The following is a 24,930-nucleotide window of genomic DNA, read 5'->3' on the forward strand; positions in this document are numbered from 1 at the left end:
CCCTCCTCACTCCGGCTTGCTGTACACAGTTTGCAAGACCACTTCCGTCCCCGGCCGCGCGCCGAATCCGATCACCGTCACGCGGTAGCAATAGCTAACGGCCGACGCGTCCTCTCCCGGCTGATGGCACGCCATGCGCTCGACCAGATAGCGCGGCTTCCTGAATGGCAGCACGCCTTCTGCCGTGAGCATCTCCGCCCCGGTGTGCTCGCCGTAGCCCACCGTGCAGGCGCCGCCGTCCTCCGCTCCAGAGAGATCCACCCGCTGCCACGCGGGCGCCACATCGCAGGCGCTGACCGCCGCCGTGCCGGATTGAATATCGCGCTCCGCATCTGCCAAGGCATCCTCCGCCGCTTGTAACGCCACTTCCCGATCACGCTCGCCGCGCGCCGCCTTCTCGCCCTGCAAGCTCATTTGCGCCGCCGACACGCCCAGCAACATCACCAGGATCAGCATCATCAGGCACATCAATACCGCCACGCCCCGTTGCCTTCGCCGCGCCATGACTATCCGCTCCGGTTGCGTAACGCCACCGTCATGCTCACCACCCTGCGCGCCCGCGTACGCTGCGATGTCGGCAGGCTCGCCTCCACGATGCGCACGCCCTCGTCGTCGCCATGCGCATCGGAATACGCGGGGCCGAACAGGTCGTATTGCGCGGCTCCGTTATCGGCGCGCGCGTTGCTCTCGCCATGCAGCAGCAACGCCACCCGGACGCTGCAAACGCGCTTCCAGAAAGTCTTGCGGCGGAAATCACGCAAGCGTTCATCCGCCGTCGCGCCAACCAGCGCCAACGCGGCGTCCAACGCATCGATGCCGCTGGCATTGAGATAGGTATTGGGCACGCCGTCCGCCGGCACATCCGTGTCGAGCCCATACAGCACCTGGAAGGAATCGACGCCGCGTACGATGGCGTCCGCGCCCCAGCCGGAAGCGCCCCGGTATTTGCAGCGCAACTCGGTCTCGCCGGCACCATCGTCCGCAACGTAGAAGATGCTCCAGCCGCGCGCGTCGGTCGCGTCCGGCGCGGCCACGCCGAAGCCGGCGCAATTGAGATTGGAACCGTCGCCATTGCTGCCCACGCCACTGCCAGAGAAGCGCAACGCCAGCACATCGCTGCCATGCGCCACCGCCGGCAACAGCCCCGAGATATCCGCGCTGCCCCGGCTGATGCTGCGCGCATCCAGTCCCGCTACGGACGCCGGCGCCGCATCATCCAGTTCTATCGGGGCCGCCTTGCCGTCCCAGTTGACGTAGGCGCCCTGCCGTATCGAACGCGCCAGGATGTCGAGCGCATGGCGCCCTCCGTCGTTCAGCCCGACGTACTCGTCGTGATTGCGGTAACTGCTGCCAGCCGACAGCAGCAAGCCGCTAGCCAGCAAGGTCACGACCAAGCCCAACGTCACCGCGATGGCGAACTCGACGACAGTCCAGCCGCGAACAAGGCGCGCATTCATCGCGTCGCTCCAACAACCAAGGCCAATGCCGACGCAAACTCGCCGCTCGCATCCTTGTGCGGCGTGCCATCAGGATTTTTTTCGCGCCACCCGATCTTGACCACCACCGGCGCACCCGCCCCGCCGCCGCAGGCCCAGACCGTCTTGCCGCCACCGTCCCGGCACACGCGCACCCGGCCCGCCGGCAGATACTGGCTCACCTGCATTTTCGCCTCGTACAGATCGAACATCGCCAGCTGCGCGCTGTCGCACGCGCCGCCATAGCACAGCGCCGACGGCGCCGGCGGATGAGGTTCCGCCAGCGCATCGTAATCAAGCAACAGGTAGGGATTGGCGCCATCGGCCAGATGCATTTGCGCGCCATTGGCACGCATGCGTTCGGCCAGGCCAGCCGCGACGTAGCCCGCCTGCGACAGCAACGCCGCCTGATGCCGCGCACGCAACGCGGACAATTGCATCGCCACGCCGCCGACAATGCCAAACGCCAGCAACAACACGGCAACGAGGATTTCCAGCAGCGTAAAGCCCGGCATATAAGCGCGTGTGCGCATTGCACACCTCCGCAAGTCGACGAGGACAGTGCTAGAAGTTAGCAGTGACTGCAGCTGAGAGTATGAGATGTATCAATGGTGCGCCAGCCATGGGCCGGCGGCTGACGCGCGGGAAACTCGCACGGGAAACTAAGCCTTGCGCGGCTTGCGTTCCTGCCCGACTTCGGCAATGGCGTCCTGGAACTCGGCCAGGTCTTCGAAGTTTTTGTAGACGGATGCAAAACGGATATACGCGATCTTGTCGAGACGCTTCAACTCCTGCATCACCAGCTCGCCGATATAGCCGGTATCGACCTCGCGCTGTCCGCTGGTCAGCAGCTTTTCCTCGATCGACAATATCGCCGCATCGACGGCGGGCGCCGCCACGGGGCGCTTGCGCAGGGCCAGCGTCAGGCTGCCGCGCAGCTTGGCCGACGAATACTCGGTACGACTGCCGTTCTTCTTGACCACATACGGCATCACCAGTTCGATGCGCTCATACGTGGTAAATCGTTTATCACATTTTCCGCAGCGCCGGCGCCGGCGTATGGCGTCCCCTTCCTCGGATACACGCGTATCGAGAACCTGGGTATCTTCATGCTGGCAAAACGGACATTTCATATTGGCGCTATTCGATGACGCGACACCGGCACAGGCCGGCGTCGCGGTGCTACAGATTACTTGGCGTAGACAGGGAACTTGTCAGCCAGAACCTTCACGGCCGCTTTCACGCGGTCGATGGTCGCTGCGTCGTGCGGATTGTCCAGCACGTCGGCGATCAGGTTGCCGACTTGTTCCGCCTCCGCTTCCTTGAAGCCACGGGTGGTGAAGGCAGGCGAGCCCAAACGAATGCCCGAAGTCACGAATGGCTTCTGCGGATCGTTAGGGATGCCGTTCTTGTTGCAGGTCATGTGAGCCGCGCCCAGGATCGCTTCCGCTTCCTTGCCGGTCAGGTTCTTCGGACGCAGGTCCACCAGCATCACGTGCGACTCGGTGCCGCCGGAAACGATGCGCAGGCCGCGCTTGATCAGGGTCTTGGCCAGCACGTCGGCGTTGATGACGACTTGTTGCTGGTAAGCCTTGAACTCAGGCGTCAGCGCTTCCTTGAACGCGACGGCCTTGCCGGCGATCACGTGCATCAGCGGGCCGCCCTGGATGCCTGGGAAGATGGCCGAGTTGATGATCTTCTCGTGCTCGGCCTTCATCAGGATGATGCCGCCGCGCGGGCCGCGCAGCGATTTGTGCGTGGTCGAGGTGACGAAGTCGGCGTGCGGCACTGGATTAGGATACAGGCCGGCGGCGATCAGGCCGGCGTAGTGCGCCATGTCGACCATGAAGTAGGCGCCAACAGCCTTGGCGACAGCGGCGAAGCGCTCGAAATCGATCTTTTTCGAGAACGCCGAGGCGCCGGCGATGATCAGCTTGGGCTTGTGTTCCTTGGCCAGCGCTTCCATGGCGGCGTAGTCGATGTCCTCTTCCGGGGTCAGGCCGTAGGAAACGACGTTGAACCATTTGCCGGACATGTTCAGCGGCATGCCGTGGGTCAGGTGGCCGCCTTCGGCCAGCGACATGCCCATAATGGTGTCGCCTGGTTTCAGCACGGCGAAGAACACGCCCTGGTTGGCTTGCGAACCCGAGTTCGGCTGCACGTTGGCCGCTTCCGCGCCGAACAGCTGCTTGACGCGGTCGATCGCCAGTTGCTCGACGACGTCGACGTATTCGCAACCGCCGTAGTAGCGCTTGCCTGGGTAGCCTTCGGCGTATTTATTGGTCAGCTGGGAACCCTGCGCTTCCATGACGGCTGGCGAGGTGTAGTTTTCCGAAGCGATCAGTTCGATGTGATCGTGCTGACGGGTGTTTTCTTTCTGGATGGCGCCGAACAATTCCGGGTCAACGCTGGCGAGGGTGTGATCTTTTGCGAACATGAAAAAACTCCAATCGAATTGAGTAACTTGTTACTGGCAGGTTGGATCGAATGAGGGAAGCCGATAGCGGACAGGCAGCCTCTTCGTGCATTTCCATCGATGGCTGCCCAGGCGAACGGCTGTTGAAATCTCACGTTTCCCGGTGGATGCCCACCTTTCGCCGACCGGCCGCCACGCACCAAAATGGTGATGGCCGGAGCTTTTCGCCAGTTACGTGAGACGTAATGGAAGCCTGATTGTAATTTATGCGCCAGATTTGAGCAAGGAAATGATTGCTTAAAAGGCAATCTTGTGCTGATTTTGATAGTCGCGGCTAGCCATACTGCCATTTCGGCTACACTTGACCATCGTTTCCACTCTCGCATAAGGATAGAACATGATCGTCTTCATCACGGGCGCCACCGCCGGCTTCGGCGCCGCCATGGCCCGCACCTTCGTCCAGAACGGCCATAAAGTGCTGATCAGCGGCCGCCGCGCCGACCGCCTGGAGGCGCTGGCCGCCGAGCTGGGTGCCGCAGCCCGCCCCATCGTGCTGGACGTGACCGACAAGGCATCGATCAAGGGCGCGTTGGACAGCCTGCCGGCCGAGTGGTCGCAGATCGACGTGCTGATCAACAACGCCGGCCTGGCGCTGGGCGTCACGCCGGCGCACGAATCGTCGCTGGAGGACTGGGACACCATGATCGCCACCAACTGCAGCGGCCTGGTCGCCATGACCCGCGCCATCCTGCCGGCGATGGTGGCGCGCGGCAGCGGCACCGTGATCAACCTGGGCTCGGTGGCCGGCGACACGCCCTACCCTGGCGGCAATGTGTACGGCGCCACCAAGGCCTTCGTCGAGCAGTTCACGCTGAATCTGCGCGCCGACCTGGTCGGCACCGGCGTGCGCGCCACCAACCTGGCGCCCGGCCTGTGCGGCGGCACCGAGTTCTCCAACGTCCGCCTGAAGGGCAACGACGAGGCAGCGGCCAAGGTCTACGAAGGCACCGAGCCGCTGACGGCCGAGGACATCGCCAACACAGCCTACTGGATCGCCACTTTGCCGGCCCACATCAACATCAACCGCATCGAAATGATGCCGACCTGCCAGGGCTACGGCCCGCTGGCGATCAAGCGCAACCTGTAAGCCGTTGGCACCGACGAATCGTTTCATCCCTGAAGCGATTCGTAAGCGGTTGTTACAAACCTTGGCAAGTTGCTGGGAAAACGCTTTACTATCGCAAATGCAATTTTTGACGTCTTCGTGAAAAATCCGCAGAAACAACGGATTTAACGCGAATGACGCCGTAGCAGCTTCAACGACAACAATAAAATCGCGTAGAATGTTGCTCAATCTTACCAGTAGTCAAAATAACATGCCTGCAGAGTTTATCTGGAACGTACGGGTCTATTACGAAGACACCGACGCCGGCGGTATCGTCTATTACGCAAACTACCTCAAATTCTTCGAGCGAGCCCGCACCGAGTGGTTGCGCGCCATCCACGTCGAACAGCACGCCTTGCTCCACGAACATGATGTCTTGTTCGTCGTCAAAAGCGTCAGCGCGGAGTATCATGCGCCTGCCAGGTTGGACGATGAACTAAAATTAACACTTAGTATCGAAAAGCTAGGCCGTGCCTCGATCCTGTTCGTGCAGCAAGCCTGGTGCGGCGAACAATTGCTCAACACCGCCCGCGTCAAGGTCGGCTGCGTGGGTTCCGACCTGTCGCCGCGCGCCGTACCGGCGGCGGTGGCCGAAAAAATGCGTAGTACCATCAAAACAGACTGAACCTATACATGAACGTCACCCAAGACCTCTCTTTCCTGTCCCTCATCACCAACGCGCACCTGATCGTGCAGTTGATCATGGCGCTGCTGTTCGGCATCTCGCTGACCAGCTGGACCTACATCTTCAGCAAGATGTTCGCGGTGCGCTCGGCGCGCCGCCTGACCATCGAATTCGAGAAAACCTTCTGGGCCGGCGGCAACCTGCATGCGCTGCACCAGAACGCCGGCAAGGACCGCGCCAACAGCGGCCCGCTGGCGCGCATCTTCGAAGCCGGCATGGGTGAGTTCATCAAGAGCAAGGCCGCCTACACCGCCGCCCGCGAAAGCATGGACGCCGGCGCGGTGCTGGACGGCGCCCGCCGCGCCATGCGCGCCGCCTTCCAGCGCGAGATGGACGTCCTCGAATCGCACCTGGCCTTCCTGGCCTCGGTCGGTTCGGTGTCGCCGTACATCGGCCTGCTCGGGACCGTGTGGGGCATCATGAACGCCTTCCGCGGCCTGGCCAATGTGCAGCAGGCCACGCTGGCCGCGGTCGCGCCCGGCATCGCCGAAGCGCTGATCGCCACCGCCATCGGCCTGTTCGCGGCGATCCCGGCCGTGGTCGCGTACAACCGTTTTTCGCACGACATCGACCGCCTGGCGATCCGCTTCGAGAGCTTTGTCGAAGAGTTCTCCAACATCCTGCAACGTCAGTCGCGTTAAGAAGGCAGAGCAATCATGGCTTCCTCTTTCTCCAGCAGCATGCGCGGCGGCCGCGGCCGCAAGTTCAAGTCCGAGATCAACGTCGTGCCATATATCGACGTGATGCTGGTGTTGCTGATTATTTTCATGGTCATGCCGTCGGCCAATGACCCGAGCGTGGTCGACCTGCCGAGCGCCGAGCGCTCCACCAAGCCGCCCAGCGATTACGTGCAGGTGGTCATCAAGCCGAACGGCGCGCTGTCGATCGGTGTCAAGGGCAAGGGTGAAGAGGCGCCGGAAACCGCGCCCAACCGCGACGCGCTGGTCAAGAAGCTGCGCGCCATCCACAACGACCATCCCGACTATCCGGTGCTGATCGCCGGCGACAAGGAAAGCAAGTACGACGACGTGATCCAGCTGATCTCGGAAGCGAAGAAGATGGGCATCAACCGGGTCGGTTTGTCGACCAAGTAAATCACAGTGCATACGATGAAACCCGCAACGGCAGGCGGCCCCTACAAAGTGCCGCGACAAAACGAGGGCTGGCGCTCGATGGCGCTGGCCGCGGCCATGCACGCCGTGCTGCTGCTGTTCCTGTGGGTGGGCGTGAGCTGGCAGAACAATGAGCCGACCACCGTGCAGGCCGAGATCTGGGACATGAAGGTGCAGGAAGCCGCGCCGGCGCCGCCGCAGGTCAAGCCCGAGCCTGAGCCTGAGCCCGAACCGGAACCGACGCCGGTGGTCAAGGCCGCCCCGCCAAAACCGGTGGAAGCGCCGCCGACGCCGAAGGAACCGGACATCGCCCTCGAACGCCTGAAGCTGAAGAAGAAACTCGAACAGGAAAAACTCGAGGCGGCCAAGGAAGCCAAGCTGAAGAAGGAAGCCGAAGAGAAACAGGCCAAGGCGGAAGCCAAGAAGCTGGCCGACAAGAAGGAAGCCGAGCAGAAGCTGAAGGACGAGAAGGAACAGGCCGAGAAGGACAAGAAGAAAGCCGCGCTGGCCGAGAAAGCCGCCAAGGAAAAAGCCGAGAAGGCCGACAAGGCCGCCCGCGACAAGATCTTCGCCGCCCAGATGAGCCGCATCACCGGCAACGCCGCCAAGGGCAGCACCGGCACCGCCGCCACCTCGACCGGCGGCAAGGTCGACGGCGGCTACCAGGCGGCCATCCGGGCCAAGATCAAGAGCAACCTGGTCTACGGCACGGTGGACGACACGCTGAGCGCGACCTACCAGATCACCCAGCTGCCGACCGGTGAAATCATCGGCGTGCGCAAGATGAAGAGCAGCGGCTCGGCCGCCTACGACAGCGCGATTGAAAACGCGATCGCCAAATCGTCACCACTACCCAAGAAAAAAGATGGTACGGTAGAGCGCGAGTTTGTCGCCGATTTCAATATGAAGGATATGCACTGATGAGCACCACGAAAAAACTGAACCAAGCGATCCTGTCCGCCGCGCTGGCACTGGCCGCCGCAGGCGCCCATGCCCAGATGCGGATCGAGATTTCCGGCGTCGGCAGCAACCAGATCCCGGTGGCCGTGGCCGGCTTCGCGGACGAGAACATCGCGCCGCAGCAGATCTCCGCCATCATCAAGGCCGACCTGGAGCGCAGCGGCGCCTTCAAGCTGATCGACGCTGGCGTGATCACCAGCATGAACAACATCGACTACGGCACCTGGAAGGCCAAGGGCGCCGACGCGCTGGTGGTCGGCACCGTCGCCAAGTCGGCGGCCGGCGATTACGAGGTGCGCTACAAGCTGTTCGACACCGTCAAGCAGAGCGAGCTGTCGCAACTAAACGTGGCGCGCGCGCCGCAGTTCACCCGCCTGACCGCGCACAATATCGCCGACGACGTGTTCCTCAAGCTGACCGGCATCCGCGGCGCCTTCTCCACCCGCATCGCCTACGTCAAGGAGTACGACAAGCGCCACTACGAACTGCTGGTGGCCGACGCCGACGGCGAAGGCGAACAGATGGCGCTGCGCTCGAACGAGCCCATCATCTCGCCATCGTGGTCGCCGGACGGCACCAAGGTCGCCTACGTCTCGTTCGAACAGAAGAAGCCGGTGGTCTACGTGCAGAACCTGGTCAACCGGGCGCGCACCGTGGTCGCCAACGAAAAAGGCAGCAACTCGTCGCCGGTCTGGGCGCAGAGCGGCAACAAGCTGGCCGTGTCGCTGTCCAAGGACGGCCACACGCAGATCTACACGGTCAACGCCGACGGCGGCAACCTCAAGCGCGTATCCAACAGCGCCGGCATCGACTCCGAGGCCAACTTCGCGCCCGACGGCAGCATCTACTTCATGAGCGACCGCAGCGGCGGCCCGCAGATCTACCGCATGAACGCCGACGGCGGCGACGCCAAGCGCATCACCTTCACCGGCAACTACAACATCAGCCCGCGCGTGTCGGCCGACGGCAAGACCCTGGCCTACATCTCCCGCCGCGACGGCAACTACCAGCTGTACGTGATGGACCTGGCCAGCGGCCAGGAGCAGCGCCTGTCCGACAGCACCGACGACCAGTATCCAAGCTTTGCCCCCAACGGCAAATACATCATGTACGCCACTCAAGCCGGCGGCCGCAAATCGCTGGCTGTGGTCTCGGTGGATGGACGTGTAAAGCAACGCCTGACCACTCAGGCGGGCAACATCAAGGAGCCCACCTGGGGTCCATTCATGCAGTAACTTTTACCTTTCATCTCTAGGAGAATCAAATGCGTAAACTCAGCAGCCTCGCTTTCATCGTCACCACCGCCGCCATCCTGTCCGCCTGCTCGTCGACCCCGGTCAAGGTTGCAGAGCCAGCCAAGGTGGAAGAGCGTCAAATCGAAGCCAAACCGCAGCCGCAGGCTGACACCCGCACCGTGGCACCGGTCGAAACCAAATCGCTGGATCCGCTGGACGATCCAAAAGGCGTGCTGGCCAACCGCAGCGTGTACTTCGACTTCGACAGCTACGTCGTGCGCGACGACGGCAAGCCAGTGGTGGAAAACCACTCGGCCTACCTGGCCAAGAACAAAGCCCGCTCGATCCTGATCCAAGGCAACACCGACGAACGCGGCGGCGCCGAGTACAACCTGGCCCTGGGCCAGAAGCGCGCCGAAGCCGTGCGCAAGGCCATGACCACGCTGGGCGTGTCGGAATCGCAGGTCGAAGCCGTTTCGCTGGGCAAGGAAAAGCCTAAAGCCACCGGCTCGAACGAAGAAGCATGGGCGCAAAACCGTCGTGCAGACATCGTCTACAAGTAATCGAAAGCACTACCCTTTTGCCGGGTGACAGGCATAATACGGGGCGGCACGCGGATAACACCGCGTCCCGCCCCGTTTCCTATTAGATTTGTGTGAAAGCGTCCGACATGAAGAAACTCTCCAAATCCGGCCTGAGCGCCGTCCTGCTGGCCGCACTGACCTGGCTGCCGCTGCAAGCCCACGCCGGGCTGTTCGACGACGACGAAGCCCGCAAAGCCCTGCTCGACCTGCGCGCCAAGGTCGAAGCCATGCGCGCCGAGCTGAACGCCCGCATCGACACCAAGTCCGACAAGTCCAGCACGCTGGACCTGGTCTCGCAGAATGAAATGACGCTGCAGGAAGTGGCCAAGCTGCGCGGCCAGATCGAAGTGCTGAGCAACGAGCTGGCCAACGCGCAAAAGCGCCAGAAGGATTTCTATGTCGACCTCGACGCCCGCCTGCGCAAGCTGGAGCCGCGCGAGGTGACCATCGACGGCAAGACCGCGCAAGTGGACCCGAGCGAACAGCGCACCTATGAGGCCGCGTGGCAGACCTTCAAGTCGGGCGACTACAAGGCGGCGGGCACGGCGTTCACCGAGTTCGTGCAGCGTTATCCGGGCTCCAGCTATGCGCCGGCCGCGCAGTACTACCTGGGCAGCGCCTACTTCGCGCAGCGCGACTGCAAGAGCGCCATCGCGGCCCAGCAGCAGGTGCTGAAGAACTACGCCGACAGCCCGAAGGCGCCGGAAGCCATGCTGATCATCGCCAGCTGCCAGACCGAGCTGAAAGACAAGGCCGCCAAGAAGACGCTGCAGGATTTGATCAAGACCTATCCTGACTCGTCGGCAGCGGCCACGGCCAAGGAACGCCTCGGCGGCAAATAATTACTCGGGGGTATTTGACAGCCGGACTCATTACCCCCTATAATCTCGCTTCTTCGGGGGTCGTTAGCTCAGCTGGTAGAGCAGCGGACTTTTAATCCGTTGGTCGCAGGTTCGAATCCCGCACGGCCTACCATTCGAAGAAAACCAAGGTTTCATACCTTTGGGTCGTTAGCTCAGCTGGTAGAGCAGCGGACTTTTAATCCGTTGGTCGCAGGTTCGAATCCCGCACGGCCTACCAAGAATTATCAAGGAAGCCCACGAATTTCGGTTCGTGGGCTTTTTTGCGTCCAAGGAGATCTGCATGCGCAACGTCTTGCTCTGGCTGTTCGCTTCCGTCCTGTCGGCACCCATGCTTGGGTGCGCCTCCCTCCATCCTGCGGAACCGTCCTCCGAGGATTTGCACTCGACATTGGCGCGGCTTGCGTCAAAACATCATGTTTGCGCCGTGGCGATCGCCACGATCAAAAATCGAAAGCTGGACGCAATGGAGTTCGCCTCCGGCTGCGAACCGACGATGGTGCCGAACGCGGACAGCGTATTTCAGGCTGCCTCGCTCAGCAAGCCGGTCTTCGCCTACGAGGTGCTGAAGCTGGTAGATCAAGGGGAAATGGAACTTGATATGCCCGTCATGCACTATCTGCCTCAGGGTTATCGGCACCGGTTTCAACCGTTGAAGGCTGAACCGTCCGATCTGGTGACCGATCCTCAAATCCAGGCGGTCACCGTCCGCATGCTGCTGAACCACACGTCCGGCCTGCCGAACTGGGCGTCCGGTCCACTGAAATTCGATTCGGCCCCTGGCGCGAAATGGGGATACTCCGGGGAAGGTTTCGTGCTGTTGCAGAATGCTGCGGAGGCGGTGACCGGCCAGCCCTTGGACCAGCTTATGGACACCCAGGTATTCACACCGCTGGCCATGGATCATAGCGACTACGTCTGGCACGGCCGCCTTGCTGAAAATATCCTGCCTGGGACCAAAGCGAACGGGACGCCCAGAGCGACAAAAGACTTCAAGCGGCCGGTCGCAGCGTTTTCCCTCTACACCAGCGTTGCGGACTATGGAAAATTCCTGGCCGCCGTGCTGAACGACGACCGAGTGCTCAAGCAGATAACCGCGTCGCCAGTGGAGTCCGATCAAAGCTTGAATCTGAGCTGGGGGCTAGGCTGGGGAATCGAGCGAAGCCGGGACAATCTCTACATTTGGCAATGGGGCAACAATACCGGCTATCGTGCATTCGTTATCGCATCGCCCCGCACGGGTGACGGACTGGTGATGTTGACCAACAGTGAAAATGGTTTGAAACTGGCCGAGCCCATCACGCAAAAGGTATTACCAGACGAGCACAAGCTCTTCCGGTTTCCTGCATTGGGCGGAGGCATGACGGAATCTTTATGCGAAAGCTTGTACTTATGTTTATGACGAAGCGGCCGAGAGCATACCGCATGTGGGTAGCGGGCGGCGTGCTGTTTGCGCTGCCGCTGGCGCTCGCCAATGCCAGCACCTGCTATGGCAAGCCAGCGAATGGCCGCCTGCAAGATGGCGTGCAGCTTCCTGCGCAGGGCAAGAATTTTGTTCCCTACAGCAGTGTCGGCGTCGCGCTGGGCCGGACCTATGTGCATCAGAGCATCCGCGATATCGTGGTCGACGCTTACGACGCCGTCTATCAGGCAGCGCCAGACAAGCGCTTCATGTACGGCGAAACAGGGCTGGCCAACGGCGGGCAAATCAAGCCGCATCACACTCACCAGGCCGGGCTATCGGTCGATTTCATGGTGCCCGTCCTCGACAGCAAGAACCAACCGACGCTGCTGCCGTCGAATGCGCTGAACAAGTTTGGCTATGGTCTTGAGTTTGACGCGAACGGCGTGCTGGGTGATTTGCATATCGACTTTGAAGCCATCGCGGAGCACCTGCACCAGTTGGCCGACGCGGCAGAAAAACGACATGTGAAAATCGAACGGGTGATCTTCCAGAAAGAACTCGCGGAACGGCTGCTCCAGACATCACGTGGGCGCGATTTGCGTACCACCCTGCCCTTCATGAAAACCACGCCGTGGATCAGGCACGACGAACACTATCATGTGGACTTCTCACTGCCGTGCCGCCCGCTCAGCGCCTACCGCGGGCCATAGGGCAAACTCGTGAGATTACTTTCAACATCAGAATTCGCGACAAGGCTGGCGACACCCTACACCGATGCGGCGCTGGCCTCGTCGGAACTGCTGCTGGACGGTGAGCCCAGCGGCCTGATCGTGACGGGAGCCGTGCTGGAAGCGGCTGTGGAATGGCAAGGCTGTCGCATCGCTTTCCTCACCGATGACATTCCCTTTGAAGACATGCTGCGGATTTATATGTTCGACGCCAATATGACGTTGATGGATGCTGCCGTGTTCGGCGCAATGTACTCGACCGGCATGTTTGCTGAACTGAGCCTGCAGCCGCCGAATACGCTGACGTTTCGCTTCTTCGGCGGCATCGTCTGGCGCATGGTGCTGCTAGCAGAACGGGAATTTGCCCTTCCCCTTCTTTCCGATCCGCGCGGCGTGAGCCGAAAGTTTAAATTCTTCAGGCGCTTTCGAATTAAGGGCAAGCCGCAGCCAGAGAGCGCACGCAGGAGTTCAACGCAGTCCAAGACGCCAGCGCGGGCGAAGGTTGCCACGCCGCCATCACGCCGCACATCGCGAGAGCGCGTACCAAAAATGGTATAAATCATTTTTATCAACGACCGATTTGACCAAAGCAGGCCTGCACGTCGAAATCCAGCTACGGGAAACCGCATAACCGCTTGGCCTGCTACAACTCGTTTGTCACGCGCGGCTCCATGCAATCCAATTCAGCCGCCGCATCATCAGGCAGCACGAACGACCCCACCGCGATATTCTCGCGCAAATGCGCCAGCGACGACGTCCCCGGAATCAACAGGATATTCGGCGAGCGGCGCAGCAGCCACGCCAGCGCCACCTGGTTGGGCTTCGCCTGTAAGCGCTCGGCGACGGCCGACAGCGTCGCCGACTGCAACGGCGAAAATCCACCCAGCGGAAAGAACGGCACATAGGCGATGCCGTCCTTCGCCAGCGCGTCGATCATCGCGTCGTCTTGCCGGTGCGCCAGGTTGTAGTGATTCTGCACGCAGACGATCTCGCACATCGCCCGCCCTTGCGCCACCTGCGCCTCAGTGACGTTGCTTAGACCGATCTCGCGCACCAGCCCCTGGCGCTGCAGCTCGGCCAGCGCGGTCAAGGGCTCTTCGATCGAGCCCTCGGCTGGCTGCATCGCATCGATCATTACCCGCAGGTTCACCACGTCCAACACATCCAGTCCCAGATTGCGCAAGTTGTCGTGCACGGCCTTCGTCAATTCATCAGGCGAGCTGGCGGCCAGCCAGGACGCATCCGCGCCGCGCCGCGCGCCGATCTTGGTGGTGATGACCAGGTCGTCGCGATAGGGATGAAGCGCTTCGCGTATCAACTGGTTGGTGATGTGGGGGCCGTAGAAATCGCTGGTGTCGATATGATTTATACCGTTTTCGACAGCTGCCCGCAGCACGGCCAAGGCGCCTGCCCGGTCGGCCGGCGGGCCGAAGACATGCGGTCCGGCGAGCTGCATGGCGCCATAACCCACCCGCTTGACCGTGCGGCTGCCGAGTTTGAAAGTGGTGAAAGATTGGTTCATCTGAATTCCTCCTGTTTAAGTAGAGGCCAGTGTAGACGCGCAGGCGGCGTTCGATAAGTAGGTATAATCAAGACAACCCGTACGAAATTCCGCACAATGAAAATCGACCTCGCCGACCTCACCGCGTTTCTCGCCGTCGCCAATGCAAAAGGTTTCCGCGAAGGCGCACGCGCCAGCGGACTCAGCGCATCGGGGCTGAGCGAGGCTGTGCGCCGGCTCGAAGCACAGGTCGGCGTGCGGCTGCTCCATCGCACCACTCGCAGCGTCGCCACCACCGAGGCGGGCGAGCGTCTGCGCACCCGCCTCGGCGCCGCGCTGACGGAGGTGGAAGCCGCGCTCGATGCCGTCAATGATTACCGTGGCCGCCCTTCAGGCACGCTCAAGCTCAACGTCCCCATCAGCGGGGCGCGCCTGATCCTGCCGTCCATCGTCTCGCGCTTCCTGGCCGCCTATCCCGAGATCCGGCTCGACATCACCGCCGACGACAATTTCGTCAACGTGCTGGAGGCGGGCTGCGACGGCGGCATCCGCTACGACGAGCGCCTGGAGCAGGACATGATCGCAGTGCCCATCGGCCCGCGCATCCAGCGCTTTGCCGCGGCCGCCGCGCCCTCCTACCTCGAGCGGCGCGGACGCCCCGTCCACCCGCGCGACCTGCTGCAGCACGACTGCCTGCGCCTGCGCTTCGCCGGCCGCGCGATGCCCCCATGGGAATTCGCCCGCGACGGCGAGACCGTGCAGATCGATGCCGAAGGCCCGCTGTATGTGCAAGGCGGCGCGATCGCCGACCTGTTGGCGGAGGCCGCGATCGGCGGCAGCGGCATCGTGTATCTGTTCGAGGACTGGCTGCGCCCCCACCTCGACAGCGGCGCGCTGGTGCCGGTGCTGGAACCGTGGTGGCTGTCGTTCTCCGGCCCCTTCCTTTACTACCCAGGGCGCCGGCTGGTCCCGGAACCGCTTCGCGCCTTCATCGACTTCATCCGGGAAGCGGATCGGATACAAGAATAACCGCGCAAAAAAAAACGCCAGCAAGAAGCTGGCGTTTGATTTTGCGCGTTGCGCTTATTTGGCGCGGCGGCGGCGTGCGATGACGCCGATCAGGCCCAGGCCGGCCAGCAGCATGCCGTAGGTTTCCGGCTCAGGGACGGGAGTGGTGACGTAGCTCCGTTGGCCAGTGTAGAAACCAACGTTCGAGAAGCCGGGAATGCTGCTCGGGCTCTTGGCGTTGTTGAGCCAGTTGATGGCCCAGCTACCGGTCAGCGTCTGGTTGGCCAGGATGGCCTGGTCGTTGAACAGGAAGCTGCCGACGTTATTACCGGCGTGGAAGGACAAGACCAGGTCCAGCGTGGTGTTCTTGGTCGCGCTGGTGTTGGTGACCGTCCAGGTACCGCTGGTGTGGCTGGCCGCTTCCGTGAAGGAGAAGCTCAGGCCATCGGTCGGTGCCTTGTCGGTGAACACCAGCTTGTTGCTCTTATCGTTGAATTCGACCGTTTCGGCCAGACTCCAGCCCTTGGCTGCCGTACCGGAAGCGCTCACGAAGGCGCTGTCAAAACCCAGGGTCGACTGGATCGGGTTGATGTTGTGGCCCTGGACCAGAACATATTTATCCGCATTGTCCCCTGCCAGCTTGACGTCTTTCGCGCTGGACGTGCCAGGACCCGGATTAGCAGCCTGCGCGACAGCGGCGACGAGGGTGGTGCTCAACAAGGCAATTTTAAAAATGGTTTTCATTATGTTCTTTGGCAAGGTTGGTAAAAAATTTCCATTTTGAAATTTAAGTTTCCTGAATGCAGGACCGAAAGATATCATCCTCACCAGATAAGTACAAGAAATATATTTGTATTTTCCATAAGGAAACAAACCCAACCCGGGCGCCCTGCTAAGGACTTCCCCCGCCTGATGCGCTTTGACAACAGTCAATTGTTAAAGAGCAAAGCGCCGTGTATTGTGGTGCATCTGCTGTTGCTCGACTTTCAATATGAAACAGTTCCCCTCTCCGCGCGCTACGCGCCTGTGCATGGCAGACTTCCGGTCCGGCTGGCTGATCGCCTTGGCTTTGTCGGCCTGGCACCCCTGGTCGCTGGCCGCGGCCCAGCCGGAGGATGAGGACCTGGCCCTGTACGGCATGGACCGCTCCGCGATCAGCCTGGCCACCGGCTCGGTCCAGACGCTGCGCCGCGCGCCGGCGGTCGCCTCGGTGGTGACGGCCGAGGATATCGCCGCCATGGGCGCGACCGACCTGGACCACGTGCTGGAGGCGGTGGCCGGCATCCACGTCACGCGCGTGGCGACCATGTATGCGCCCAACTACGTTATCCGGGGCATCGGCACGGGCGGCGTCACCAATCCCCAGGTGCTGGTCCTGCTCAACGGCCTGCGCATGAACACCGACTACAACGGCGACAAGGGCAATATGTGGGCCAGCATGCCGCTGACGAATGTGGCGCGCATCGAGATCATCCGCGGCCCCGGCTCGGCGCTGTATGGCGCCGACGCCTTCGCCGGCGTCATCAACATCATCACCAAGACGGCGGAACAAATGCCGGGCCTGCGCGTGGGCGCGCGGGCCGGCTCGTTCAACGCGCGCGACGCCTGGCTGGAATACGGCAGCAAGCAAGGCCAGCTTTCCATCGCGGCCTACCTGCAGGCGGGCCGCACCGACGGCGCCGACACGCTGGTCGAGGCCGATGCGCAGACCCTCAACGACCGCCGCTTCGGCACCCACGTGAGCAAGGCGCCGGGCCCGATGAACATCGGCTACAACGCCTACGACGGCAGCCTCGACCTGTCCTGGCAGCGCTGGCGCTGGCGCACCAACCTGAAATGGCGGGACAACGTCGGCACCGGCCTTGGCGTCAATTCCGCCCTCGATCCCGACCACCGCGCGCGCAGCGGCTACGCGGCCAGTGAGCTGTCGTGGACCGCGCCCGACTTCGCCAACGACTGGAGCGTGGGCGCATCGCTGAGCTATATGTTTTTCACCGAGCAGTCGCCGGACGGCCTGGGGCTGTTTCCGGCGGGCGCGCGCATCGGCCCCAACCTTTTCCCGAACGGCATGATCGGCGGCCCCGGCCGCTGGGAACGCAACCTGCGCAGCTCGGCGTTCGCCACCTACAGCGGCGTAAGCGGCCACGCGCTGCGCCTGGGCGCGGGCCACGACGACCTGTACCTGTACGGCGTCGAGACCATGAAGAACTTCCTGATCAGCCCGGCCGGCATCCCGATCCCGACCGGCGCCGTGATCGACTACGGCCCGATCCAGCCGCACATCCGGCCCCAGCGCCGCAAGATCAACTATGTCTACGCGCAGGACGAGTGGCAGTTCGCGCGCGACTGGGCGCTGACGGCCGGCGTGCGGCATGACGATTATTCCGACTTCGGCGGCACCACCAACCCGCGCCTGGCGCTGGTGTGGGACGCCGACCTCGACATCACGGTCAAGCTGCTGCACGGCCGCGCCTTCCGCTCGCCCAGCTTCAACGAGCAGACCGGCATCAACCCGGTCAACATGGGCAACCCGCAGGTGGGGCCGGAAACCATCAGTACCACGGAGGCCGCGCTGGCCTGGCAGGCGCGCCCCGACCTGAACCTCAACCTCAGCCTGTTCCGCTACCGGCTGAAGGACCTGATCCGTTCCGTGCCGAACCCGGCGCCGGCGCCGGGCGCCACCTACCAGAACAGCGGCGGCATGGACGGCAACGGCGGCGAAATCGAGCTGGCATGGGACTTGAGCCCGTCCCTGCGCTGGCAGGCCAACTACGCGCGCCAGAACGCGCACGACACGATCACCCACGGCGATCCGGGCTACGCGCCGCGCCATCACGCCAACACCCGCCTGGACTGGACGCTTGGCCCCGGCTGGCAGTTCAGTCCGCAACTGAACTGGGTCGCGGGGCGGCGCCGCGCGGCCGGCGACGCGCGCGCCCCGGTCGCCGACTACCGGACGGTGGACGCCACCCTCACCCGGCAGTTGCCGCACGGCTGGACCGTGACGGCCACCGTGCGCAACCTGTTCGACGCCGACGCGCGCGAGCCGAGCCTGGCGCCCGGACTGGCGCTGCCGTTCGACATCCCGGTATCGCCGCGCACCCTGGCGCTGCAGTTCAGCGTCAAGCTCTGAGCGGCGCCGGCTGTTTTACGATCCGGCCGAATTCGCCGCCACCGTAATGTGAACCGTCAATTCCCGCGCCGTGTTCGGGAAATACTTGTTGACGCCGAAGTCGGCGCGGTTCAGCTTGACCATGGCGTCGAAGCCGGCCTCGGTCGCCTTGCCCGCCGGATCCTGCTTGATCTTGTTGACCTTGCCGTCCAGGACCACCAGTTTGGTCACGCCGTGCACGGACAGGTTGCCGCTGATCTTGAGGCTGTCCATCGGCCCCTTCTCGATCTTCGTGCTCTTGAAGGTGATGTCCGGGAACATCGGCGCGTCGAGGATTGTGGATACCGCCTCGGGCGAGATGGCGCGCGGCGGCGAGTCGGTGCGGCTCGATCCGCGCACCCTGCGCCTGCTGCTCTGCCTGGCCGGACGCGCGGGCGAGCTGGTCAGCGCCGACGAGTTGCTGAGCCAGGTCTGGCCGGGCGTGATCGTCACGCCGGATTCGGTGTACCAGGCGATCGCGTCGCTGCGGCGCGTGCTGGGCGAGGCCAGCTACATCGTCACCGTGCCGCGCCAGGGCTACAGGCTGGTGGCCGAGGTCGGCCCTTGGCAAGCGCCGGACGCGCTCCCGGCGCAGGTCGAGGCCGCCGCGCAGGTCGTCGAGGCAAGCGCGCCGCCGTCGCACGCCACGCGCAGCCGCCTGGTCTTCCTGGCGACGGCCTGCATTCCGATTTTGATCGGCATCGTGTTCTGGCTGCACAACACACTGGCGACCGAGCAGCACGCCCCGGCACTGGCGCCGGCGTCGCAAAAATCCATCGCCGTGCTGCCGTTCGCGGACCTGACCGACGGCATGTCGAACGAAACCTTCGCCGACGGCATGACCGAGGAATTGATCGGCAGGTTCAGCAAGCTGCCGGGCTACAAGGTGCCGGCGCCGAGCGCGGCGTTTTATTACAAGAACAAACAGGAACCGCTTGCCGAGGTCGCCGGCAAGCTGGGCGTCGTCTACATTCTCGACGGCAGTGTGCGCAAATCCGGCAATGTCTTGCGCGTCGCCGCGCGCCTGATGAAGGCTGACAACGGCTTCATCCTGTGGTCGGAAACCTACGACAAGCCGGTCGACGATCTGTTGATGGTGCAGGACGACATCGCCGAGGCCGTCACGAAAGCACTGAAGGCAACGATAGACCGGGGCGCTGGCGCCCCCGCGCGGTAGCCAGCTGGACAAGGCGTCCCAGCGGCGTCTCCACCCAGCGGAAAAATACGGCGCCGGCGGCCAGGCTGGCGCCCCATGCCAGCAGCATGCCCGCGCCCTGCCAGAACGGTCCCTCCGGCACAAAGCGGCTGAACGCCGCGTTGACCAGCAGGCAGACCGGGAAATGAATCAGGAACACCGAGTACGATATCCGACCCAGGCCGTTGACGACGCCCCAGGCGCGTCCGGCCGACACCGTTCTCACGCGGCCGAACAGGTACAGCAGGCAAGCGACCACCAGCGCCAGCGCGACGCGGCTGCGGAAATCCAGGAACAGCGCCGCCGTCACCGGCACCACCGCCATCGCCAACAGCAAGGCCACGGCGCCCGGCGCGCGGCGGCGGTCGCTGGCCCACCACGCCATCATGCCCAGGCCATAGCTGCCGAAGAAATACGGCGCCCAGTTGTCCCAGTCGGCGTCGAGGTTGAAATGCAGCAGCGACAAGGTGATGCCCAGCGTGGTGATGACCGGCATCAGCCACGGCATGGCGCGCCCGCCGGCCACGCGGCCCGACAGCCACAGCCCCAGCGCCGCGACCGCGTACAGCTGGAAATCGATGGCGACATACCAGGCGCCGGCCGACAATGACGGATAGCCCAGCACGCCATGCAGCAGCAGCGCGTGGGCGCTCAGCTGGCTCAAGGTGGCCGGCGCGGAGACCGAACTGTGGGTCATCCAGTTGCCGGCCCACGAGGAAGCGACGGCGGCCAGCAGCGTGGCGGCCATGAACGGCGGCGCCAGCTTGGCGTAGCGCCGGCGGATCGCGCCCAGCGGATCGGCCAGCCCGGCGGCGCCAGCCGGCGACAGCGATTTGGCCACCAGGAAGCCGCTGACGACGAGGAAAACCTGCACGGCAATGCGCGCAGGTCCGCCCAGCCAGGCTATCAGCGCCGGCAACAGCGGCCGCACCTGATCCGACATGGGTCCGTAAAAGGCCAGGTGGTGCAGCACAATCAATTGCGCCGCGCCGGCCTTCAGCAGACTGATCAACCCAAATTGTGGCGGGGCCGTGCCGGCCCCTCCCCTTGCTCCATTCATTCCTGTCCCTAAACATCCAGCTTGCGCCAACCGGCCGCCATGATAGCCGAGCTTGGCCTCCGGTTGGCGCGCGTTTAGGGTAGATCAGGTGGTATCAATGCGTTTTTGACGCAAAATCAAGCACGATGCGGCCTTCGATATCGCCTTGCAGCATCCGGTCGAAAACGTGGTTGATATTGTCCAGGCTGTCCGTGGAGACGGTCGCCTTGACCTTGCCTTCGGCGGCGAACATCAGCGACTCCTGCAAATCAAGCCGCGTGCCGACGATCGATCCGCGCACGGTGATGCCGTTGAGCACCATGTCAAAGATCGGCAGCGGGAAGTCTCCGGGCGGCAGGCCGTTCAACGACACCGTGCCGCCGCGCCGGACCATGCCCAGCGCTTGCGAGAAGGCGATCGGCGAGACGGCGGTCACCAGCACCCCGTGCGCGCCGCCGATCTCTTTTTTGATCACGGCCGCCGGATCCGCCGTCTTGGCGTTGATCGCCAGCACCGCGCCCAGGCGGCGCGCCAGCGCCAGCTTGCTGTCGTCGATATCGACCGCCACCACCTTCAGCCCCATCGCGCAGGCATATTGGACCGCCATGTGGCCGAGCCCGCCAATTCCCGAGATCACCACCCAGTCGCCGGGTTTGGTATCGGTCATCTTCAAGCCCTTGTAGACCGTGACGCCGGCGCACAGGATGGGGGCGATCTCGACGAAGCCTATCTCCTTCGGCAAGTGGCCGACATAATCGGCATCGGCCAGCGCGTATTCCGCGAACCCGCCGTTGACCGAATAGCCGGTGTTCTTCTGCGATTCGCACAAGGTCTCCCAGCCGCCGAGGCAATGCGGGCAATGGCCGCAAGCCGAGTACAGCCATGGAATGCCGACGCGGTCGCCGCTCTTGACGTGCTTGACGCCGGGGCCGACCTCGACCACGTAACCGACACCCTCGTGGCCGGGAATGAAAGGCGGCGCGGGCTTGACCGGCCAGTCGCCGTGCGCCGCATGCAGGTCCGTGTGGCAAACGCCGCAAGCCTCGATCTTGACCAGGATCTGCCCGGCTCCCGGCGTCGGCACCTCGACGTCCTCGATCACCAGCGGCTGGCCGAATGCCCGCACCACCGCAGCCTTCATCATTTTGCTCATGATAGCTTGCTCCACTCGCGACTATTTTTGTTCAGCATTGTCAGGCCTCTTCAAAAAGAAAAAACAATATGATCCGGTAAGGGACTTACTGGCATTGATGCTAAGCAGCCGCGCCTGAAAATCCTTTGATCTCGATCAAAATCGCCTTTACCTTTTTGAATTAATCCTTTTCGCGCAACGCAACACGCATGGGCTGCGCGGCACCGTACATCAGCGAGCGCCACAGCCATTCCAAGGGGCCGTAGCGGTAATGCCGCAGCCACCAGGCGCTCAACGCCATCTGGGCCGCGTACACGACCAGGCCGAGCAGGAACACCGGCGCGGCGCCGAGCCGGCCGAACTGTCCCAGCCCATAGCCGAAGAAGATGTAGCCGAAAATCAGCGACTGGGCGATGTAGTTGGTGAACGCCATCCGGCCCAGCGGGGCGAAGATGTGCAGCGTGCGGCGTTGCGCCAGCAGCAGCACCGTCGCCGCGTAGCCGGTGGCCAGCAGGGTCTGGCCCATGCCTGCGGCCGCGTCCACCGTCGACAAGGCCGCGCCGCCCGCGATGCCGGCCACGGCGATGGCGGCCAGCAGGCGCCGATGCTGCTCCGGTTTGCGTGCGATACCGGTCCGCCATGCCAGCGTGCCCAGCAGGAACAATGCCAGGGTGCGTGGGAAAATAAAGATGTGCAGGGGCAGCAGATTCGCGAGCTCGTCAATGCTGAAGCGGCGTATCTCGGCAAAGCTGCCCGAGGCGAACACCTGGTTGGCCAGCGCCACGTGCTGCTGGAACCAGGCAGCCTCCGGCCACGGTATCCCGACCGGCACCATGCCGATGTACACATACAGCGCGAACAGGCACGCCGCCGCGACCGCCAGCGCCCACACCGGCGCCGCCAGCAGCGGCAGCACCAGCAAGCCGCCCAGCGCGTATTCGGTCAGGATGTCGCCGTTCCAGACCAGCAGCAGATGCACCAGCCCGAACACCAGCAGCACTGCCAGCCGCCGCGTCAGCCAGTAGCGCGGACGCCCGGTCCTGGCCAGGCGCTCGAACTGCACCGCCAGCCCCAGGCCGAACAGAAACGAAAACACCGCGAAGGCCTTCATCTCGAAGCCGGCGCGCACCAGCGTTTCGACCAGCCCGTCCCACCTGCCGATGGCGGGATCGGGCGGCAGGAACTGCTGGAAGATCGAGACCCGGAACTCCGACAGCAGGTTCACCATCAGCACGCCGAACAGCGCGATACCGCGCAGGATGTCGATCGCGTCAATGCGCTCGTTGGCGTCCGCCATCAACGGCGGAACTTCTTCGGCTGGCGCTTGCGCAGCGCGGAGTTCTGGTCCTGCAGCATCGCGTCCACGCGCTCGGACGCCTGGCGCGACAGCTGCTGCGCGCGCTCGGTGTCGGGGAAGTATTCGGGCTGGCGGTAGGCCAGCCACGCGTAGGCCGAATACATGCGGCAAGCGTCCTCGACCTCCTGCAGCGACATGTAGTGCAGCGGCACCTGCTCGGTCTTGATCGGCGTGATTTTCTTGGCGGCCAGCGCGGTGGCCCAATGCTCCCACGCGCGCTGCAGCGACGGCACCTTGGACGAGATCGGCACCAGCGACAGCGCGAACTTCTCCGCCACCGTCAGCTCCAGCGTGTCGAGCCAGGCCGCGCGTTCGAACTGGTCCTCGGTGATGCGCGGGTAGAAGAAGCCGTCCGGCACGTCGATGTTGTGGACGAAGCGTTTCAACAATTTGGCCAGCGCGTGCTCGTTGGTCACCGACGAGATCCGGTGCAGGTGCTCCAGCGTCGGCGCCACGGCGAAGCCGGTGGTCTTGAGCGGCACCGGCTTTTCCTTCAGCAGCGAGCGCACCACGTTGTGGGTCTCGTTGTCGTAGCCGGCCACCAGGCCTTCCTCGTGCACGCCAAAGCGCCCCGCCCGGCCGGCGATCTGGCGCGCCAGCGCGGCCGGGATCTCTTCCTCTTCATAGCCGTTGTACTTGACCGAGGTGGTCATGACGATGCGCGCGATCGGCATGTTCAGGCCCATCGCGATCGCGTCGGTGCCCACCACCACGTCGGCCGCGCCGTCGCGGAAGCGCTGGGCCTGCGCGCGCCGCACCTCCGGCGACAGGTTGCCGTACACGGTGGCCACCGACAGGCCCAGCTCGGTCACCATGTCGCGCCACATCAGCACCTCGCGGCGCGAGAAGCAGATCACCGCGTCGCCCCGCCGCAGGTTGCTCAGCTTGCGCACGGCGGTCGGTTCGACCGACAGCGGCCCTTTGCGCTTGAGCACGTGGACTTCCAGCTCGCACTCCAGCCGCGCCGCCAGCACCTCGATGGCGCGCCGCGCTTCCGGCGCGCCCACCAGGTACACCACCTGCGCCGGCGCGCCGCAGACGGCGGCGGTCCAGGCCGCGCCACGGTCGCGGTCGGCCAGCATCTGGATCTCGTCGATCACCGCCACGTCGACCGGGGTGCGGGTGTCGAGCATCTCCACCGTGCTGGCCACGTGCGTGGCGCCCGGCACCAGGCGGCGCTCCTCGCCCGTCACCAGGCTGACGGCCAGCGGCTTGCCGTGCGCCTCCATGGCCTGCAGGCGCTCGTAGTTTTCCAGCGCCAGCAGCCGCAGCGGCGCCAGGTAGACGCCGCTGGGCGCCTTGGCCAGCGCTTCGATAGCCTGGTGGGTCTTGCCGGAATTGGTCGGCCCCAGCAGCGCGATGAAGCGCCGCTTCATGCGCCGCGCCACGTCGAACGAGGCCGGATATTCGGCCAGGTTGATGCTCTGGCGGGTGCGCTCGGCGTGCTGCTCCTCCATCTCGCGCTCGACGGCGTGCTCCAGGCGCTGCCGGATGCGGTCGAAGACGATGCCGGCCGGTTCGGAAATCTGCATGTCCGCCAGCGCGCCGAGGAACGGTTGCGCGTCGAGGCCGCAATCGTCGCAGGCGTCGGCCATCTCCTGCACGAAGGCGCTGACATAGCCGCGCAGCTCCTCGCCGACGGCGTCGCTGGCGCGCTCCAGCAGCAGCTGGGAGCGGGTATCGGCGTCCATCTTGCGCCATTTGGACGCCTTGGCCAGCACGCCCTGCGCCGGCACCAGGTCGTAGGCGACCTGCAAGCCGTTGTACGACACCACGCCGCTCAAGCGCAGGAACACGCGCCCCTCCTGCCGCGCCAGCACCACGCCCTTGGCGCTCAGGCCCAGCCGGTGCATCAGGTCGTCGTCTTCCCCCTGGTCGCTGTCTGTGGCGGAGTGATGCGGTGCTGGCGAGGGATTGCTCAT

Annotated in this window: 26 protein-coding genes, 2 tRNA genes and 1 riboswitch; of the genes, 16 read left to right on the forward strand and 12 right to left on the reverse strand. The window is 63.7% G+C overall.

Annotated features, from left to right (window positions below; genetic code table 11):
* Positions 1-6: 6 nt before the first annotated feature.
* The 5 genes from ACUJB0_RS28195 to glyA all read right to left on the reverse strand — a co-directional run bounded on the left by ACUJB0_RS28195 (position 7) and on the right by glyA (position 3,912).
* Positions 7-504, reverse strand: a complete 498-nt coding sequence (locus ACUJB0_RS28195; protein WP_444848146.1) for a pilus assembly PilX family protein — start codon at positions 502-504, stop codon at positions 7-9.
* A 2-nt stretch (positions 505-506) separates the two neighbouring features.
* Positions 507-1,388 carry a PilW family protein gene (locus ACUJB0_RS28200; RefSeq protein WP_444848147.1) on the reverse strand — a complete coding sequence of 294 codons (882 nt, stop codon included), beginning with the start codon at positions 1,386-1,388 and terminating at the stop codon, positions 507-509.
* Positions 1,389-1,453: 65 nt separating this feature from the next.
* On the reverse strand, positions 1,454-2,008 hold the full coding sequence (gene pilV / locus ACUJB0_RS28205; RefSeq protein ID WP_444848148.1) for a type IV pilus modification protein PilV: 555 nt from the start codon (positions 2,006-2,008) through the stop codon (positions 1,454-1,456).
* A 129-nt stretch (positions 2,009-2,137) separates the two neighbouring features.
* Positions 2,138-2,608 (reverse strand): transcriptional regulator NrdR, encoded by a 471-nt coding sequence (gene nrdR, locus ACUJB0_RS28210; RefSeq protein WP_117015241.1) that lies wholly within the window; start codon positions 2,606-2,608, stop codon positions 2,138-2,140.
* 56 nt (positions 2,609-2,664) lie between these two features.
* Positions 2,665-3,912, reverse strand: coding sequence for a serine hydroxymethyltransferase (gene glyA / locus ACUJB0_RS28215; RefSeq protein ID WP_161097054.1), 1,248 nt, complete (start codon positions 3,910-3,912; stop codon positions 2,665-2,667).
* Between the two features lie 98 nt (positions 3,913-4,010).
* A riboswitch (ZMP/ZTP riboswitch) is annotated at positions 4,011-4,136 on the reverse strand.
* A gap of 152 nt (positions 4,137-4,288) precedes the next feature.
* On the opposite strand from glyA, the gene ACUJB0_RS28220 reads away from it, so the two are divergent.
* From ACUJB0_RS28220 to ACUJB0_RS28280, 13 genes are all read left to right on the forward strand, one after another.
* Positions 4,289-5,038 carry an SDR family NAD(P)-dependent oxidoreductase gene (locus ACUJB0_RS28220; protein ID WP_444848149.1) on the forward strand — a complete coding sequence of 250 codons (750 nt, stop codon included), beginning with the start codon at positions 4,289-4,291 and terminating at the stop codon, positions 5,036-5,038.
* A gap of 229 nt (positions 5,039-5,267) precedes the next feature.
* The gene (gene ybgC / locus ACUJB0_RS28225; RefSeq protein ID WP_117015334.1) at positions 5,268-5,681 is read left to right on the forward strand and encodes a tol-pal system-associated acyl-CoA thioesterase; all 414 of its coding nucleotides are present in this window, start codon (positions 5,268-5,270) and stop codon (positions 5,679-5,681) included.
* 8 nt (positions 5,682-5,689) lie between these two features.
* Entirely contained in the window at positions 5,690-6,382 is a 693-nt protein-coding gene (gene tolQ / locus ACUJB0_RS28230) for a protein TolQ (RefSeq protein ID WP_444848150.1), read from the forward strand.
* A 15-nt stretch (positions 6,383-6,397) separates the two neighbouring features.
* Positions 6,398-6,835 (forward strand): ExbD/TolR family protein, encoded by a 438-nt coding sequence (locus ACUJB0_RS28235; protein WP_161083106.1) that lies wholly within the window; start codon positions 6,398-6,400, stop codon positions 6,833-6,835.
* A 15-nt stretch (positions 6,836-6,850) separates the two neighbouring features.
* Positions 6,851-7,774, forward strand: a complete 924-nt coding sequence (tolA, locus tag ACUJB0_RS28240; protein ID WP_444848151.1) for a cell envelope integrity protein TolA — start codon at positions 6,851-6,853, stop codon at positions 7,772-7,774.
* The gene (gene tolB / locus ACUJB0_RS28245; RefSeq protein ID WP_444848152.1) at positions 7,774-9,048 is read left to right on the forward strand and encodes a Tol-Pal system beta propeller repeat protein TolB; all 1,275 of its coding nucleotides are present in this window, start codon (positions 7,774-7,776) and stop codon (positions 9,046-9,048) included. Before tolA ends, tolB begins: the two co-directional genes overlap by 1 nt.
* A gap of 29 nt (positions 9,049-9,077) precedes the next feature.
* Positions 9,078-9,611, forward strand: coding sequence for a peptidoglycan-associated lipoprotein Pal (pal, locus tag ACUJB0_RS28250; protein WP_161089688.1), 534 nt, complete (start codon positions 9,078-9,080; stop codon positions 9,609-9,611).
* A gap of 107 nt (positions 9,612-9,718) precedes the next feature.
* Positions 9,719-10,474 (forward strand): tol-pal system protein YbgF, encoded by a 756-nt coding sequence (gene ybgF, locus ACUJB0_RS28255; protein ID WP_444848153.1) that lies wholly within the window; start codon positions 9,719-9,721, stop codon positions 10,472-10,474.
* 57 nt (positions 10,475-10,531) lie between these two features.
* A tRNA-Lys gene (locus tag ACUJB0_RS28260) sits at positions 10,532-10,607 on the forward strand.
* A 29-nt stretch (positions 10,608-10,636) separates the two neighbouring features.
* A tRNA-Lys gene (locus ACUJB0_RS28265) sits at positions 10,637-10,712 on the forward strand.
* A 63-nt stretch (positions 10,713-10,775) separates the two neighbouring features.
* Positions 10,776-11,894 (forward strand): serine hydrolase domain-containing protein, encoded by a 1,119-nt coding sequence (locus ACUJB0_RS28270; protein ID WP_444848154.1) that lies wholly within the window; start codon positions 10,776-10,778, stop codon positions 11,892-11,894.
* Between the two features lie 23 nt (positions 11,895-11,917).
* Positions 11,918-12,607 carry a penicillin-insensitive murein endopeptidase gene (locus tag ACUJB0_RS28275; RefSeq protein ID WP_444848155.1) on the forward strand — a complete coding sequence of 230 codons (690 nt, stop codon included), beginning with the start codon at positions 11,918-11,920 and terminating at the stop codon, positions 12,605-12,607.
* Between the two features lie 9 nt (positions 12,608-12,616).
* The gene (locus ACUJB0_RS28280; RefSeq protein WP_444848156.1) at positions 12,617-13,183 is read left to right on the forward strand and encodes a hypothetical protein; all 567 of its coding nucleotides are present in this window, start codon (positions 12,617-12,619) and stop codon (positions 13,181-13,183) included.
* A gap of 85 nt (positions 13,184-13,268) precedes the next feature.
* On the opposite strand, the gene ACUJB0_RS28285 is transcribed toward ACUJB0_RS28280, so the two are convergent.
* The gene (locus tag ACUJB0_RS28285) at positions 13,269-14,147 is read right to left on the reverse strand and encodes an aldo/keto reductase family oxidoreductase (RefSeq protein WP_444848157.1); all 879 of its coding nucleotides are present in this window, start codon (positions 14,145-14,147) and stop codon (positions 13,269-13,271) included.
* A 96-nt stretch (positions 14,148-14,243) separates the two neighbouring features.
* Here ACUJB0_RS28285 and ACUJB0_RS28290 point away from each other — a divergent pair, with 96 nt between their 5' ends.
* Entirely contained in the window at positions 14,244-15,155 is a 912-nt protein-coding gene (locus ACUJB0_RS28290; protein ID WP_444848158.1) for a LysR family transcriptional regulator, read from the forward strand.
* A gap of 54 nt (positions 15,156-15,209) precedes the next feature.
* Here the strand turns inward: ACUJB0_RS28290 and ACUJB0_RS28295 are convergent, their stop codons facing one another.
* Positions 15,210-15,851, reverse strand: a complete 642-nt coding sequence (locus ACUJB0_RS28295; protein ID WP_444848159.1) for an FxDxF family PEP-CTERM protein — start codon at positions 15,849-15,851, stop codon at positions 15,210-15,212.
* A 313-nt stretch (positions 15,852-16,164) separates the two neighbouring features.
* On the opposite strand from ACUJB0_RS28295, the gene ACUJB0_RS28300 reads away from it, so the two are divergent.
* Positions 16,165-18,267 (forward strand): TonB-dependent receptor plug domain-containing protein, encoded by a 2,103-nt coding sequence (locus ACUJB0_RS28300; protein ID WP_444848160.1) that lies wholly within the window; start codon positions 16,165-16,167, stop codon positions 18,265-18,267.
* A 15-nt stretch (positions 18,268-18,282) separates the two neighbouring features.
* On the opposite strand, the gene ACUJB0_RS28305 is transcribed toward ACUJB0_RS28300, so the two are convergent.
* A complete protein-coding gene (locus tag ACUJB0_RS28305; protein WP_444848161.1) occupies positions 18,283-18,567 on the reverse strand; it encodes a YceI family protein in 285 nt (94 codons plus the stop codon).
* Here ACUJB0_RS28305 and ACUJB0_RS28310 point away from each other — a divergent pair.
* Positions 18,554-19,462, forward strand: coding sequence for a winged helix-turn-helix domain-containing protein (locus tag ACUJB0_RS28310; RefSeq protein WP_444848162.1), 909 nt, complete (start codon positions 18,554-18,556; stop codon positions 19,460-19,462). The two genes, ACUJB0_RS28305 and ACUJB0_RS28310, sit on opposite strands and share 14 nt — an antisense overlap.
* Here the strand turns inward: ACUJB0_RS28310 and ACUJB0_RS28315 are convergent.
* The 4 genes from ACUJB0_RS28315 to ACUJB0_RS28330 form a co-directional block, all read right to left on the reverse strand.
* Positions 19,407-20,540: an acyltransferase family protein gene (locus ACUJB0_RS28315; RefSeq protein ID WP_444848163.1), complete on the reverse strand. Its 1,134-nt coding sequence runs from the start codon at positions 20,538-20,540 to the stop codon at positions 19,407-19,409. The genes ACUJB0_RS28310 and ACUJB0_RS28315 overlap by 56 nt on opposite strands.
* Positions 20,541-20,634: 94 nt before the next feature.
* Positions 20,635-21,672, reverse strand: a complete 1,038-nt coding sequence (gene adhP / locus ACUJB0_RS28320) for an alcohol dehydrogenase AdhP (RefSeq protein ID WP_444848164.1) — start codon at positions 21,670-21,672, stop codon at positions 20,635-20,637.
* A 160-nt stretch (positions 21,673-21,832) separates the two neighbouring features.
* Entirely contained in the window at positions 21,833-22,948 is a 1,116-nt protein-coding gene (locus tag ACUJB0_RS28325; RefSeq protein WP_444848165.1) for a DUF418 domain-containing protein, read from the reverse strand.
* On the reverse strand, positions 22,948-24,930 hold the full coding sequence (locus ACUJB0_RS28330; protein ID WP_444848166.1) for a helicase-related protein: 1,983 nt from the start codon (positions 24,928-24,930) through the stop codon (positions 22,948-22,950). The genes ACUJB0_RS28325 and ACUJB0_RS28330 overlap by 1 nt, the downstream gene beginning before the upstream one ends.

Source organism: Duganella caerulea (genome assembly GCF_040362985.1).
GTDB lineage: Bacteria > Pseudomonadota > Gammaproteobacteria > Burkholderiales > Burkholderiaceae_D > Rugamonas > Rugamonas vulcania.

What these genes read in the sequence shown, in the direction of transcription:
- ACUJB0_RS28195 (WP_444848146.1), bottom strand. Translation starts at nt 504, where the DNA reads ATGGCGCGGCGAAGGCAACGGGGCGTGGCGGTATTGATGTGCCTGATG.
- pilV (WP_444848148.1), bottom strand. Translation starts at nt 2,008, where the DNA reads ATGCGCACACGCGCTTATATGCCGGGCTTTACGCTGCTGGAAATCCTC.
- nrdR (WP_117015241.1), bottom strand. Translation starts at nt 2,608, where the DNA reads ATGAAATGTCCGTTTTGCCAGCATGAAGATACCCAGGTTCTCGATACG.
- glyA (WP_161097054.1), bottom strand. Translation starts at nt 3,912, where the DNA reads ATGTTCGCAAAAGATCACACCCTCGCCAGCGTTGACCCGGAATTGTTC.
- ACUJB0_RS28220 (WP_444848149.1), top strand. Translation starts at nt 4,289, where the DNA reads ATGATCGTCTTCATCACGGGCGCCACCGCCGGCTTCGGCGCCGCCATG.
- ybgC (WP_117015334.1), top strand. Translation starts at nt 5,268, where the DNA reads ATGCCTGCAGAGTTTATCTGGAACGTACGGGTCTATTACGAAGACACC.
- tolQ (WP_444848150.1), top strand. Translation starts at nt 5,690, where the DNA reads ATGAACGTCACCCAAGACCTCTCTTTCCTGTCCCTCATCACCAACGCG.
- ACUJB0_RS28235 (WP_161083106.1), top strand. Translation starts at nt 6,398, where the DNA reads ATGGCTTCCTCTTTCTCCAGCAGCATGCGCGGCGGCCGCGGCCGCAAG.
- tolA (WP_444848151.1), top strand. Translation starts at nt 6,851, where the DNA reads ATGAAACCCGCAACGGCAGGCGGCCCCTACAAAGTGCCGCGACAAAAC.
- tolB (WP_444848152.1), top strand. Translation starts at nt 7,774, where the DNA reads ATGAGCACCACGAAAAAACTGAACCAAGCGATCCTGTCCGCCGCGCTG.
- pal (WP_161089688.1), top strand. Translation starts at nt 9,078, where the DNA reads ATGCGTAAACTCAGCAGCCTCGCTTTCATCGTCACCACCGCCGCCATC.
- ybgF (WP_444848153.1), top strand. Translation starts at nt 9,719, where the DNA reads ATGAAGAAACTCTCCAAATCCGGCCTGAGCGCCGTCCTGCTGGCCGCA.
- ACUJB0_RS28270 (WP_444848154.1), top strand. Translation starts at nt 10,776, where the DNA reads ATGCGCAACGTCTTGCTCTGGCTGTTCGCTTCCGTCCTGTCGGCACCC.
- ACUJB0_RS28275 (WP_444848155.1), top strand. Translation starts at nt 11,918, where the DNA reads ATGTGGGTAGCGGGCGGCGTGCTGTTTGCGCTGCCGCTGGCGCTCGCC.
- ACUJB0_RS28285 (WP_444848157.1), bottom strand. Translation starts at nt 14,147, where the DNA reads ATGAACCAATCTTTCACCACTTTCAAACTCGGCAGCCGCACGGTCAAG.
- ACUJB0_RS28290 (WP_444848158.1), top strand. Translation starts at nt 14,244, where the DNA reads ATGAAAATCGACCTCGCCGACCTCACCGCGTTTCTCGCCGTCGCCAAT.
- ACUJB0_RS28300 (WP_444848160.1), top strand. Translation starts at nt 16,165, where the DNA reads ATGGCAGACTTCCGGTCCGGCTGGCTGATCGCCTTGGCTTTGTCGGCC.
- ACUJB0_RS28310 (WP_444848162.1), top strand. Translation starts at nt 18,554, where the DNA reads ATGTCCGGGAACATCGGCGCGTCGAGGATTGTGGATACCGCCTCGGGC.
- ACUJB0_RS28305 (WP_444848161.1), bottom strand. Translation starts at nt 18,567, where the DNA reads ATGTTCCCGGACATCACCTTCAAGAGCACGAAGATCGAGAAGGGGCCG.
- ACUJB0_RS28315 (WP_444848163.1), bottom strand. Translation starts at nt 20,540, where the DNA reads ATGAATGGAGCAAGGGGAGGGGCCGGCACGGCCCCGCCACAATTTGGG.
- adhP (WP_444848164.1), bottom strand. Translation starts at nt 21,672, where the DNA reads ATGAGCAAAATGATGAAGGCTGCGGTGGTGCGGGCATTCGGCCAGCCG.
- ACUJB0_RS28325 (WP_444848165.1), bottom strand. Translation starts at nt 22,948, where the DNA reads ATGGCGGACGCCAACGAGCGCATTGACGCGATCGACATCCTGCGCGGT.
- ACUJB0_RS28330 (WP_444848166.1), bottom strand. Translation starts at nt 24,930, where the DNA reads ATGAGCAATCCCTCGCCAGCACCGCATCACTCCGCCACAGACAGCGAC.